This is a genomic window from Amycolatopsis decaplanina DSM 44594 (assembly GCF_000342005.1).
GTDB classification, from domain to species: domain Bacteria; phylum Actinomycetota; class Actinomycetes; order Mycobacteriales; family Pseudonocardiaceae; genus Amycolatopsis; species Amycolatopsis decaplanina.
Genome location: NZ_AOHO01000028.1, coordinates 253002 through 265725, shown reverse-complemented (window position 1 = coordinate 265725; position 12724 = coordinate 253002). Strand labels below are relative to the sequence as shown.

General features: G+C 67.7%; 10 protein-coding genes. 7 read left to right on the top strand and 3 right to left on the bottom strand.

What is annotated here, in order from left to right; all coding sequences use genetic code 11:
• Positions 1-8: 8 nt before the first annotated feature.
• On the bottom strand, positions 9-1406 hold the full coding sequence (locus H074_RS06550) for a Gfo/Idh/MocA family protein (protein WP_039921697.1): 1398 nt from the start codon (positions 1404-1406) through the stop codon (positions 9-11).
• A gap of 172 nt (positions 1407-1578) precedes the next feature.
• A complete protein-coding gene (locus tag H074_RS06545) occupies positions 1579-2274 on the bottom strand; it encodes a nitroreductase family protein (RefSeq protein WP_007029238.1) in 696 nt (231 codons plus the stop codon).
• A gap of 280 nt (positions 2275-2554) precedes the next feature.
• On the opposite strand from H074_RS06545, the gene H074_RS06540 reads away from it, so the two are divergent.
• The gene (locus tag H074_RS06540; RefSeq protein ID WP_007029237.1) at positions 2555-3274 is read left to right on the top strand and encodes a S1 family peptidase; all 720 of its coding nucleotides are present in this window, start codon (positions 2555-2557) and stop codon (positions 3272-3274) included.
• A 963-nt stretch (positions 3275-4237) separates the two neighbouring features.
• Here the strand turns inward: H074_RS06540 and H074_RS39120 are convergent.
• Positions 4238-4792 (bottom strand): CGNR zinc finger domain-containing protein, encoded by a 555-nt coding sequence (locus H074_RS39120; protein WP_420805367.1) that lies wholly within the window; start codon positions 4790-4792, stop codon positions 4238-4240.
• 64 nt (positions 4793-4856) lie between these two features.
• Here H074_RS39120 and H074_RS06535 point away from each other — a divergent pair, with 64 nt between their 5' ends.
• From H074_RS06535 to H074_RS06510, 6 genes are all read left to right on the top strand, one after another.
• On the top strand, positions 4857-5495 hold the full coding sequence (locus H074_RS06535) for a haloacid dehalogenase type II (protein ID WP_007029235.1): 639 nt from the start codon (positions 4857-4859) through the stop codon (positions 5493-5495).
• Positions 5496-5566: 71 nt separating this feature from the next.
• Positions 5567-6064 carry a hypothetical protein gene (locus H074_RS06530; RefSeq protein WP_051071892.1) on the top strand — a complete coding sequence of 166 codons (498 nt, stop codon included), beginning with the start codon at positions 5567-5569 and terminating at the stop codon, positions 6062-6064.
• Positions 6064-7443 carry a hypothetical protein gene (locus H074_RS06525; RefSeq protein ID WP_039921694.1) on the top strand — a complete coding sequence of 460 codons (1380 nt, stop codon included), beginning with the start codon at positions 6064-6066 and terminating at the stop codon, positions 7441-7443. The genes H074_RS06530 and H074_RS06525 overlap by 1 nt, the downstream gene beginning before the upstream one ends.
• Positions 7440-8810: a VWA domain-containing protein gene (locus H074_RS06520; RefSeq protein ID WP_007029232.1), complete on the top strand. Its 1371-nt coding sequence runs from the start codon at positions 7440-7442 to the stop codon at positions 8808-8810. The genes H074_RS06525 and H074_RS06520 overlap by 4 nt, the downstream gene beginning before the upstream one ends.
• A gap of 20 nt (positions 8811-8830) precedes the next feature.
• The gene (locus tag H074_RS06515; RefSeq protein WP_007029231.1) at positions 8831-9943 is read left to right on the top strand and encodes an ATP-binding protein; all 1113 of its coding nucleotides are present in this window, start codon (positions 8831-8833) and stop codon (positions 9941-9943) included.
• Complete coding sequence (locus H074_RS06510) at positions 9940-12696, top strand: DUF5682 family protein (RefSeq protein WP_007029230.1); 2757 nt, start codon at positions 9940-9942, stop codon at positions 12694-12696. Before H074_RS06515 ends, H074_RS06510 begins: the two co-directional genes overlap by 4 nt.
• Positions 12697-12724 lie beyond the last annotated feature (28 nt).

The window sequence follows — 12724 nt, the reverse complement described above, 5'->3', positions numbered from 1 at the left end:
GAATCCGGCTAGCCGGGCATCTCCGAAGGCTGCGAGTCCAGCCCCGCCCGGGGCTTCGTCCAGCCGCCACGCGTGAAGTCCGGCACCGCGACCGGTTTCCCGCCGCGGGCCAGTGAGATCACGCTCAAGGGCACGGGGGAGCACCAGGCCGCGGAGTCGTAGACGTCGATGTCCGGCACCAGCCCGGCACGCATCTGCTGCACGATCCGCCACTGCAGCACGTAGTCCATGCCGCCGTGCCCGCCGAGGTTCGGATCGTCCTTGAGTTTCTTCCACAGCCAGTGGTCGTGGCGGTCGCGGTACGGCCCGAAGTCCTTCCACGCGTGACCGCTGTGGTCGGGCTCCACGTAGATGCGGGCGGGATAGTCCTCCACGATTCCGCGGCTTCCGGCGAGGCTGTTGATGCGGCTGTACGGACGCGGCGAGCTGACGTCGTGCTCGGCGCGGATGATCCGGCCCTGCTCGGTCTCGATCAGGCAGGTCACCAGGTCGCCGTTGATGTAGGTCTCTTTCCACGACGGGTGGCCCGGCGGCATGTGGCGCTTCCGGTAGTCGGCGAGCCCCTTCGGTTCGGTCGCCGTGGCGCGCAACGTGGCGAACCGGTCGCCGCGGTTGACGTCCATGCAGGCGGCGATCGGTGCGAGGCCGTGCATCGGGTAGAAGCTCGCGGTGCTGCGGGTGTGCCACTTCCGGCGCCACGCGTCGGTGTAATACGTGTCGGAGAACAGCAGTTCGCGCAGGTCGTGCAGGTAGCCGCCGTGCCCGTTGGTGACCTCGCCGAAGACACCCTCGTGCGCCATCTTGAGAATGGCCAGCTCGTTGCGGCCGTAGCTGCAGTTCTCGGCGAGGAACAGGTGTTTGCGGGTCTGCTCGCTGGTGTCTACCAGGTCCCACAGCTGGTCGAGTTCGGTGGCGATGGGCAGTTCGACGCCGACGTGCTTGCCGGAGAGCAGCGCGGCCTTGCCCTGCGGGTAATGGAACTCCCACGGGGTGGCGATGTAGACGAGGTCGATGTCGTCGCGGGAGAGCATCTTCTTGTAGGCGTCGGCGGATCCGCCGTACTCGGCCGGGCGCGGACGCCCGTCGGCGGCGAGTTTGTCCGCGGCCGCTTTCGCGCGCTCGGCACGGATGTCGCAAACAGCGGTGACCACGGCGCCAGGTACGGCGCTCCATCCGCCGATCATGGACATACCGCGATTGCCGAGACCGATGAGCGCGATCCGGACGGTCTGGTGCCGCTCGAACGGGACCCCGATCATGCTGCGCTGACCAGGACGGCGGGGCGTGCTGTCCGCTCCGGTGGCCTCTTCCGCGGCGGTGGCGCTCGTCGGGATCGCGGCGAGCGCGCCGGCGGCGAGAGCGCCACCGAACAGTGTCCGCCGGGAGACAGAGGGCAGGTCGGCCATGAAGAACACTCCTTCGTGTCGCCTTCGGTGCCCAGACTGTGTCCAATCGCCGCCGGATATGTCAAGAGATGCGCCAAAGTGAGCATTAAACTGCACTAATGCGCAGTTTGGGTGCTTAATTCCGGCCGCTTCGCGCAACCCGGATGCGCGCGCACCCGGGTCACGCGTCCGCTCAGCGGCGGATCATCACCTGGTCGATCGACTTGCGCACCAGGTTCGGCACCACGCAGTCGTCCGCCGGATAGCCGACCGGGATGACGGCGAACGCCTTCTCGTTCTGCGGTCGCTCGAGCAGTTCGCCGAGGAACCGCATCGGTGACGGCGTATGCGTCAACGCGGCGAGTCCGGACAGATGCAGCGCCGTGAGCAGCATGCCGACCGCGATTCCCACCGACTCGTCGACGTAGTAGTGCTTGTGCTTGGTGCCGTCCTCGTCGAGGAAGTAGCGCTGCTGGAAGACCACGATGAGGTACGGGGCGTCGGTGAGATGGGTCTTGACGGCGTCGGTGCCCAATGGGCGCAAGGCGGACAGCCATTCCTCGCCGAGCCTGCCCTCGTACGAGACGCGTTCCTCCTCTTCGGCGGCGTCGCGGATACGTTGTTTGGTCGCGGCGTCCTTGATGAGCACGAACGTCCACGGCTGCTGATGCGCGCCGCTGGGTGCTGTCGCCGCCACCGCGATGGCGTCCACCACCACCTGCTCGGGCACGGGGTCGGTCGAGAACATCCGCACGGTGCGGCGAGTGTCCATGCGGCGGCGCAGATCGGCGGCGGTGGCCAGCGATTCTTCCGCGGACATGCGCGCCGGACGGTAGGGCACCGGCTCGAAGGGGTCGCCGTAGGTCGGGGTCCACTGTGCTGTGGTCATGATGCCGATTGTGGTGGCGGACGACGCTCACCGGAAGCCCTGGAGCGAGGTTATGCCCCTGGAGTTATGCCGCCGTCTGTCTCAAGTGGACGGATGCCGGATGGAGCAGCCTGCAGGTCGTTCCGCTACCTAGAGGGGCACTTAGCGGTAGTCGCGACGAAGAGATAGGTACCTACTGCACGACTTTCGTCGGTGTCCGATTTCTCTTGCCTCGTCACAGAATCAGCACACCCGTCCCCATCGCGCGGCTGAGTCCCGGCCGCAGAAATGAGTCGGAACCATGCGACTGCGCTCTTTCGCCCTGGTCGCCGGCACCGCCTTCGCGGCGTTGCTCGGCGTCACCGCCCCCGTGGCCTCCGCCGCGGAACCGTCCTCCGATGTCCAGCCCATGATCATCGGCGGCCAGAACGCGTCGAGCGGCCCCTGGGCGGCCAGGCTTTTCGCCAACGGCCGGCAGACCTGTACCTCGACGATCATCGCGCCGCAGTACATCCTGACCGCGAAGCACTGCGTGGCCGGCGGCGGCACGTTCACCTTCCGGATCGGCAGCCTCGACCAGCAGAGCGGCGGCACCATGGCCACCGGCTCCACCGTCACCCGGCACGCGAGCGCGGACCTCGCGATCGTGCGCCTCACCGCCCCGGTGAACGCGACGTACTCGCCGCTGGGCACCACCGCCAGCGTCTCCGTCGGGCAGACCGTCCAGGTCTACGGCTGGGGCGCGACCAGCCAGTGCGGCTCGGAGATCAACTGCCAGTCGCGTTACCTGAAGGTCGCCAACGTCCAGGTCACCTCGGTCTCGTGCCGTGACTACAACGGCGGCGTCGCGGTGTGCGCGCGCCGCGGCGACGGCATCACCGCCGGCGGGGACTCGGGCGGCCCGATGTTCGCCTCCGGTCGTCAGGTCGGCGTCGCTTCGACGAGCGACCGGCAGACGACCACGGCTTACACGAACATCACGCAGTACCGGTCCTGGATTCAGCAGGTCGCCGGCGTCTGACGCTTGGTTGTAGCGGTGCCCTCCCCGGCGTTTGCAGGGGAGGGCACCGTGTTTGCGGGTACGAACCACTGATCGGCGGACTCGATTGACGAATCTTCCTTCTCGGGTGCCTCGAGTCGATCCCTTACGTGCTTGTCGAGCAGAGTGGTCTCATCGGCGATCGCATGCGGCAGCTGGACCGCGTCGACCTGCGCTGACTCGAGATTCGCGCCTCGTATTGAGAGGTAAGGCAACGGTGGCTCAGTGTCAGGGTTGGCGGCGGGAGCGGGCTCGCCAAAGCGACCTGGCGCATTCTTGACTGTCCATAAGAGACACTGATCCTGATCAAAGTGCCCGATTTGCGCACTTCGCACGGGGGTCGTGAGTGATAAAGAGCGTTCTATTTGAGGGGTAAGGCAAAGGTGGCGTGTTGCGTGCCGGCGGCCGGCTGATCGCGATCTTACCGTCCACAAGGGACACTAAACTCCTCCGCGTGTCCGATTTGAGCGGTTTTCGCGGGGGTCGTGAGTGGCAATGATCGTTCTAGCCCTCTTTGCCACTCACGACCCGCGCGAGAACTGGACATCAGGACATCAATCAGGCGCACAATCCGTGCGAAGTGTCCCTTGTGGACACATCGCGCCGAGGTCATCCCCGCGAGCCAGTCCGGAACCCTGCTGTCCGGGGCGGCCATCTCATCGCGAGTCGGCGAGGACGGCCTGTGCGGCAGGGGTTCGATCACGCCACGTTTGACTTACCCCTCGATAACCCTCTTTATCACTCACGACCCCCGTGTGGAACTGTACATATGGGCATCAATCGGATATTTGCCGCCAGAAAGTGTCCCATGTGGACACTCGATGCATGGCTGGTCTCGTCGGCCAGTCCGGAACAGTATGGCGAAGGACTCTCTGCCCATCTTGAAGTCAGCGAAGAAGGCTTTTGCCACAGGAGAGTCGGTCACGACACGTTTGTCTTACCTCGTCATTCGTGCGCTGCCGCTTGGCGCGCTCGGTGGTTCGCGACATTGACGCGGTTTCCGCATAACCCCGGCATGCAGTATCGCCGCCGCCCGGGTCGCGTCGTGTCGATGAACGCGCCCCGGCAAGTGGGTGCGCCGCACGCGCGGAACCGTTCTGCGCCGAGCGTCTGGACGACGCCGAGTATCCCGATGCCACAGATCAGGGACAGCGTGTCGGTGACAGTCGCACCCGGTCGGAGTGAAACGGTCCATCGACGGCGGTCGGACGAGGTATCGAGGGTGATGCCGCCGGTCGGCGAAGTGAGTGCGGATGCTCCGGCGATGAGGCGCGCCTGTTCCGGGTGATCGATCAGATCCCGCACGGTGGCGCGAAGCCGGTGAACGGCACGCGGATCACCAGGCCGAGCGCGTACTGGTAGCGAGTGAAGGTCAGCGAAGGCGGCGAGGGATGCCAGGTCGGGCAGTTTGTCTTCCCCGTGCCAAACCTCAGGAGCGGTGTTGACCAGGTCGGTTGCGATGCCCGCCGCCCAGACGTAATCGTCTAATGCCACTTGCATCCCTTACCAGCCTCTCGTACGTTCGCGGTTAACCAACACTTTAACCCTTACCGGGAGGTTTGCTGTGGAGATCGACGCGTTGGTGTTCGACATACTCGGGACGCTCGTGGACGAACCGGCCGGGATTCGCGCGGCCATCCGGCAGGCCGTACCGGATGCCGATGCGGATGAGCTGGTCAAACTGTGGCTGGACCACGTCGAGATCGAGCAGCGGCGCATCGTCGAAGGGGAAAGGCCGTACGCCCCGAGTGACGTTCTCGATCGCGAAGCGGGCCAGCTCACCACTAAGACAGACGTGGCGCCGAAGCTGCCGCCCTGGCCTGACACCGCCGAAGGGCTGGCTCGGCTCGCTGAGCAGTGCCCGCTGATCGGCCTTTCCAATGCCAGCCGGACGAGCCTGCTCAGGATCAACGCCCACGCCGGGCTCCGCTGGCATCAGGCTCTGTCCGCGGAGGAGGCGCAGACCTACAAGCCGGACCCGGCTGTCTACGAACTGGCCGTCAAGGTCTCAGGCGCGCCGCCGGAGCGGCTGCTGATGGTCGCCGCCCACGCGTGGGACCTTAGGGGAGCGCAGAGCGTCGGCTTTCGGACCGCCTACGTCGCCAGGCCCGTCGGCGACCCTCCGTCGGCGGCGGATCGGTTCGACTTCCAAGCCGACGGTCTCGCCGATCTGGCCGTTCAGCTCGCAAAACGCCAGATGTGATCAAAACTGTCGGTGCCTCCCGCTAGGTTCATCCCAGTCCCCACCGAGGCACCCCGCAAGGAGAAGATGCGTTGTCAGACTGGGAAAGAGCAAGCACGGCCAGGGTGTTGCCACCTGCCCGCCCGCGCAAGCTCGCGAAGGTCCCGTTCGTCGAACTGGCCGACGGACGGGTGCAGGGCGTGGTGTCCAGCGGCTCGGACATCGGCCGGGTGTACGTCTCGTCGGTCGCGGCGAGCACGTACGAATTCGCCTGTAGTACCAACAACAACCGGCCTTGCGGCGGGGCTCGGGGGATGTTCTGCAACCACATTCTCGCCCTGATCAACGAATCCACTCTTCAGTACGGCGCCGAGCGGGTGGCGCGGTACCTGCGCGTCGAAGTTCCCGAGCCGACCGCGCAGGCCATTTCGCAGACCATGAGCGCGACACGGCCGTCGCAGGGTGACAACACCGCCGCCGCTTCGGTGTTCAGCCAGTTCTTGCGGCACTTGGCATACCTCGAATTCGAGCCGTCGACGGCGCCGGTGCCGGAGCTGCAGTGGTTCCCGCCGACCAGGGCGGTGGTGTGATGCGCATCGACCTGCTCACCGATCCCATCGCCGGTCTCGACGAGGCGCTGGCGGTTGTCGACGCCTTCGACGACGTGCTCGTCGCCGGGCTGCTTCGTCCCCAGAAGATCGCGGGCTTGACCGAGCTGGCCGACGCCGTCGCGGGGTCGCCGTTGGCGGCACGGGTGGCGGAGGCGGCCGAGAAGACCGCAGCCGGTGCGGCGGGGGAGGAACACTTTGTTTCCCTTGCGGCGGCGAGGATCGCAGTCTTCGGCTCCGTGCATGACGCGATCCTCGCGTGCCTCGCCGAGGCGTCCGGTCGTCCACTGGACGAAGAGGTCGCCTGGCAAACCTCGGAGACGGAAGCACCGAATCTGCTGGCCGCCGCACGGTCCTGGCTGTCCGATCTGGCCCGTGCCGGGTGGCGGGGCATCGACCACGACCTGATCTCGGCTTCGGCGCCGGTGATCTCCGCGCTGCTCGCGGAACCGACCTCGCGCCGGCTGGCTGTCCTGCTCGACGGCTTCGCGGCCGAGCTCGCGGCGTCCTGCCCTGGTGCGGCATTGGAGCGCGTCCCCGCCCGGCGCTGGGGTGACCTGTGGTCACGCGGAATGGTGCTGACCTTGCCCGGGGCGGCGGCGACGCCCGCGACCGGCACGATCACGGGCCGCCTGCTGCCGCTCGGGGTCGATCTGCTGGAACATTCGACGGCCGCACAGGCCCAGGTCCACGCCGTGTTCGAACCCGACGACGGCGCAGCGCCCCGTCTCGTGCGCGCGAACGTGACCGTGCCGAAGCCGGACACGATCATCGGCGCCGGGATCTGGCAGTTGCTGCGCCCGCATCTTTCCCTGCTCACGGCGATCAGCGAGGGCCGGTCGATGGACCTCACCGACATGCCGGTCACCGCCGAGGGCGACCTGCTCTGGCAGGACGAGCATGCTCGCCTCGGCGAGCCCGCGGACGCCTTCTCCACCGCGCGTGTCGCTCTGCCGAAGGCCTTCACGCCGGTGGTCGCGCCACTGGACCGGCACCCGGTGCGGATCGCCGTCCCTGTCTTCCTCGAGGGTTACGGCATCGAGGGCGACGAGGACGCGCTCACGTTCACGTTCGCCGGGAACCAGCTCTCCGTCGAGACCGATCGCATCCCGGCCGCCGGTCCGCTCACGCCGAAGGCGGTCGCGAGTTCCAGCGCGTGCATCGGCCTGATCCGGTGGGACGGCGGTTTCCGCCTGCAGCCGCTCGCCGTCGAGACCACCGTGCGCAAAAAGACCACCCCCGTGCACGCCGGCGCGTGGGCCGGGGGCACCACGGACAAGGCCGGGGTGAAAGCCGAGAAGGCCGCCACCGACGCCGCGGCCGTACTGCGCGAGCGCGCCGGAAGGCTGTTGCGGAAATGACCGAACCCGAGGACAACCGCCGCCAGGTCCTGTACTGGCGGCTGCTCGCCCGGCTCTTCGACACCGAGGAGCAGGCCGCGCTCGAATCGGCGAGTGTGGCCGTGGTCGAGGACATAGGCCTGCCGTCCGCGCTGCTGGACCCGAACGTCGCGGTCGACTCGGTCGTCCAGCGTCATCCTGAGCTGGCCGCCGAGTTCGACGGGCTGATGGTCCCCGAAGCCGAGGACATCAGGGACAAGGCCGCGGAGGTGCGGCGCGCGGCGCTGGTGTCGAAGGTGTTGCTCAACGTCTTCGCCCCGGCACCTCACACGGTGACGGCAGGGCAGCTGTCCTGCTGGCAGGCCGACGCGGGCTGGCTCGAGCGCGCGTTGGGCTGCCGTCCGGGCGAACTGCGCGGCGGTCGTCCCGGTGGCGCCCCGACCGGACTCGGCGGCACCGGCGGGGGAGGCACCCCTGACCTGAGCACCCTGATCCCGGCGATCGGCCCGGAACTCGGCGCCCTTGAGGCGGACCTCGTCAAGCGGATGCATCTGCGCGAGGTCCTCGCCGATCCCGCGCTCGCGGCGAAGCTGAGCCCGAGCATGTCCCTCATCGAACAGTTGTTGCGGGACAAGGACAATCTGTCCGGAGTGGCGCTGGCCAACGCCAAGTCGCTCATCCGCCGTTACGTCGACGAGATCGCGGAGGTCCTGCGGACCCAGGTCGAAAAGGCCTCGACGGGCAAGGTGGACCGCTCGGTCCCGCCGAAGCGCGTTTTCCGCAACCTCGACCTCGATCGCACCATCTGGAAGAACCTCACCAACTGGAGCCCGGAAGAGGAGCGACTCTACGTCGATCGCCTCTACTACAAGCAGACCGCGAAGAAGACCACGCCACAGCGGCTCATCGCGGTCGTCGACCAGTCCGGCTCGATGGTGGACTCGATGGTCAACTGCGCCGTGCTGGCCTCGATCTTCGCCGGACTGCCCAAAGTGGACGTTCATCTGATCGCCTACGACACCCAGGCGCTCGACCTCACGCCGTGGGTGCATGATCCGTTCGAAACGCTGCTGCGCACCAACCTGGGCGGCGGCAACGACGGCATGGTCGCGATGGCGCTGACCCAGCCGAAGATCGCCGAACCCGCCAACACCGTGGTGGTGTGGATCTCCGACTTCTACGAGACCCGCGTCGAGCAGCTCTTCGAAAGCATGGCCGCGATCCACCGGTCCGGGGCGAAGTTCATCCCGGTCGGTTCGGTCACCAGTGCCGGCCGGGGCAGCGTCAACCCTTGGTTCCGCGAGCGCTTCAAGGATCTCGGCACGCCGGTGATCTCCGGCCACATCACCAAACTCGTCCACGAACTCAAGACTTTCCTCACCTCCTGAACCTTCCCGAAAGGCAAGACATGTCCGACCTGTTGCGCGCCCCCGCCGAGATCAAGTACGCCGAAGAGCTGGATTGGCTGGAGTCCGTCGACGACAACCCCAAACCGTTCGCGTGGCGCCTGTCCCCGAAGATGCTGCGTCTGTTCATCCTCGGCTCCGAGCGAGCCGACGGACTCGACCGCGAGATCTCGCAGAAATGGTTCGGCGACCGGAGCATCGTCGAGCGGGCCATCGTCACGCTCGCCTCCGACCGCGGGCTCCTGCTGATCGGCGACCCCGGCACCGGCAAGAGCTGGCTCGCCGAACTGCTGGCCGCGGCGATCTCCCGCAACTCCACGCTCGTCGTGCAGGGGACCGCCGGCACCACCGAGGACCACATCAAGTACTCGTGGAACGTCTCCATGGTCATCGCCAAGGGCCAGTCCCGCGAGTCCATGATCCCCTCGCCGATCATGACCGCGATGGAGGCGGGTTCGATCGGCCGGTTCGAGGAGCTGACCCGGTCCACCAGCGACGTGCAGGACGCGCTGATCTCGATCCTGTCGGAGAAGTACATCTCGGTGCCGGAACTGGACAATGACGGCATCGTCTTCGCCAAGCCCGGCTTCTCCGTGATCGCCACCGCCAACAGTCGCGACCGCGGAGTCAACGACCTGTCCTCCGCGCTCAAGCGCCGCTTCAACTTCGTCCGTATCCCGGTGGTCACGAACAAGAAGAGCGAGGCGGAGATCGTCCGCTTCCGCACCGAGGAACTGCTGCGTCGCCACCAGATCGAGCTGGACGTGCCCCCGACGCTGCTCGACGTGCTGCTGCGCAGCTTCGGCGACCTTCGCGCCGCGGCGGCGTCGGCGGGCAGTGACGACGAGAAGCTGGAGTCCGCGTTGTCCACCGCCGAACAGATCGGCGTGCTCGAAGACGCGGTGCTGCACAGCAACTTCTTCGGGGAACGCGCACTGACCGCCCGCACGCTGGCGTCGTCGCTCGTCGGCTCGCTCGCCCGTCGTGAGCCGGAGGATCTCGCGATCCTCAACAAGTACCTGCACGGCGTCGTCGAACCTCGAAGCAAGGACGAGGGCGGGGACTGGCCGGAGTTCCTCGACGGCGGCCGCGACGCGATCGCCACCCTCTCGTGAGCGGCGCCTTCGAGGCGTTGCGCGGCCAGCTGCAGGAGGCCGCGGCCGCCTTCGCCGACGGACCCGCAGCGCTGGAGGGCATCCTGCTCGGGCTCGTCGACGACGTCGACCGCGCGGTGCGCGAGCCTTTGGAGATCTTCCCGGTCTGCCACCATTCCCCGGCTTCGGCCGTGGCGATGGCACGGCGGTTGCGGGAGAAGCAGCCGAAGGTGGTCTACCTCGAACTGTGCGAAGACATGGCGCCGTTGCTGACCGAGCTGCGGAACTGCCGTCTTCCGGTGGCGGTGCAGGCTTTCGCGACGGACGTGAAGGGATTCCCCGCCGAGTGGGCGCCCCTGTCCGTGGTCGCGCCGATCACCGAGGCTTCGGCGGAGTACCAAGCGATCGCGTACGCCCTCGACACCCCGGGCGTCGAACTCGTCCTCGTCGACCGGTCGGCGGACCACGTCTTCCAGTGGAACGAACGGGAGCCGTCCCCGGACCCGGACGAGCCGCCCGCCGAGGAGGAGGCCGCGCTGCACGGTGACGCGGTCGGCGTCGAGATCGGTGATCTGCGGCCCCGGTTCGCCGAACTCGAGGAGCACCTGCTGCGGCACGGGCGGGTGCGGCACTGGTCGGAGTGGTGGCACCAATATGTCGAGCTGCCGCTCGGCGACAGTGACCATGACACCTACCGCCAGGTCATGTTCCTGATCGGCAGCCTGTTTCGCCGTCTCGCGCCGGGGGACACCCGGCACGTGCGGGTGGACGAAGACCGTGAGCGTTACATGTGGACCCGTATGCGTGAGCATCTCGCCGCCTCGGGCGCGGATCCCGCGGAATGTCTCTACATCTGCGGCGCCTTCCACGCGGCCAGCCGGGTCGCGGAATTCGGTGTCGAAGGTACGGACCGGTTCGTGATCAGCCCGCGCAGTGCGAGCACCTGGCAGTACGGGCTGATCCCTTCTAGCCACGCCTCGATCGAGGCGCAGTTCGGGCTGGCCGGGGGATCGGTGTCGATCGCGGCGACCGAGTGGGCGAAAAACCTCAAGCGCACCAAGGTCAAGCAGTTCCAGCTGGAAGGACAGGTGGGCGGGCCGAAGCGGAAGAAAGCCGCGGAGCTGCCCGCGCCGACGCCGGATCCGGTGGCGGCGGACCGGCTTTCCGGCTTCCTGCAACGACCTCCGGTGCTCGACAGGCTGGACGAGGCCGAGCTGCTGGGCTGGTCGGTCGAGATCGTCCGGGCGGCGCGCCGCAACGGGTACCTGTCCTCGACTGCGGACGCCATCGCGGTGTTCGAGACCTCGATCCTGCTGGCGGGCCTGCGTGACCGGGCCAAGCCGACGCCGTACGACTTCCAGGACGCGGCGGTCACCTGTATCGAGAAGGACGTCGTGCCCGGCAGGCGCGACGTGCGCCGCCTCGTCGAGATCATGATGGGCGGCGACCGCATCGGCCAGGTCGGCTACGACGCTTTGCCACCGCTGGCGCGCGACGTGCACGACAGACTGGAGCCCCTGAACCTCAAGCTGCAGCAACGAGGTGTGCAACGGGCGCTGCTCGACATCGCGACGAAGCCGGAGCTGGAGCCCTGCTCCGATCTGCTGTGGATGCTGCGTTACCTGATGCCGCACGGCGCGGCACGGCCGATCATGGGGGAGCGGCGGCTCGGCGAACGGCCGATCCAGGAGTCGTGGGATCTGGCGCTGGGCACTCACCAGCGCGCCCTGATCGAGCTGGGCTACGAGGGCGTCAGCGTCGAACAGGTGCTGGAACAACGGCTTCGGCGAGCCGCCTATCACCCCCAGGCCACCGCCGCGAAGGTGCTCGGAGCGGTCGAGGACGCGACGCTCTACCTGCGCAGCGCCCGGCTGGCGGGGGAACTGGGCACGCGTGCCCTGGAGGTACTGGCCACCGAGCGCACCGTCGACGGCGCTCCGGAAGTGCTGCGGCGGGTGCGGAGGCTGCTGGCGCACTACCGGACCAGCGAGCCGGTGCTGCCGCGTTGGATCGAGGACTTCGTCAGGACGGGGTACGCGCACTACTGCACCCTGCTCCCGGCGGCCTTCGCCGACGAGGAGGCCGGTGTCGAGCAGGTCGCCGCGATGCTCGGCTTCCTGTTCAGCATGGAGGCGCTCGCCTTGTCATTGGGGTGCGACCGCACGCAGCTGGAGCTGGCGATCACCGGATCCCATCCGGAGGAGCCGTCGAAGGTGGCACTGCTGTGGGCGGCGCAGGTCCAGCTCGGGCGCCTTTCGCGCGCGGAACTGCGTGAGCGGTGCGCCGGACTGCTGGCGAACCCGATGGTGCTGCCCGCTTACCCGCGCTACCTGAGCGGTTTCGTCCACGCGCTGGAACCGGCGCCGGGATTGGCGGACTTCGTCGTCGAGGCGGTGTCGAACGCCTTCGCCGAGCTTCCGGACAGATTGCTGCTGCCCTGGTTGCCGATGTTGATCACCACGCTGCGCTCCCGGGGCGCGGAGCTGGTACCGCTGCTCGTGCGCGAGGCCGGGCGGATCTTCCCCGGCCGTCTCACGGCACTCGACGAATGGGTCCCGCCCTGGAAGGATCAGCCGGAACCCATCGCGGTGACGAGGAAGACCGGAGGCGGCGGCCTCGCGTTGCTGGCGGCGCATCCGGCGGCCTGTGATGCCGTGGCGGGTCTGCTGGGCTGCGACGAGCCGTGGGGGAGCACCGCGTCCACCGGTTTGGCGCTGCTCGAGCGCTACCCGGACTCCGCCGCCGCGGTGGAGGAGGTGCTCACCGGAGTGTGAACCGGGGGGTGGTCGCCGGGCGTCCGGC

Excerpts from the sequence above, each read along its gene's own strand:
- H074_RS06550 (WP_039921697.1), bottom strand. The coding sequence starts at position 1,406 with ATGGCCGACCTGCCCTCTGTCTCCCGGCGGACACTGTTCGGTGGCGCT.
- H074_RS06515 (WP_007029231.1), top strand. The coding sequence starts at position 8,831 with ATGTCCGACCTGTTGCGCGCCCCCGCCGAGATCAAGTACGCCGAAGAG.
- H074_RS39120 (WP_420805367.1), bottom strand. The coding sequence starts at position 4,792 with ATGCAAGTGGCATTAGACGATTACGTCTGGGCGGCGGGCATCGCAACC.
- H074_RS06520 (WP_007029232.1), top strand. The coding sequence starts at position 7,440 with ATGACCGAACCCGAGGACAACCGCCGCCAGGTCCTGTACTGGCGGCTG.
- H074_RS06540 (WP_007029237.1), top strand. The coding sequence starts at position 2,555 with ATGCGACTGCGCTCTTTCGCCCTGGTCGCCGGCACCGCCTTCGCGGCG.
- H074_RS06545 (WP_007029238.1), bottom strand. The coding sequence starts at position 2,274 with ATGACCACAGCACAGTGGACCCCGACCTACGGCGACCCCTTCGAGCCG.
- H074_RS06525 (WP_039921694.1), top strand. The coding sequence starts at position 6,064 with ATGCGCATCGACCTGCTCACCGATCCCATCGCCGGTCTCGACGAGGCG.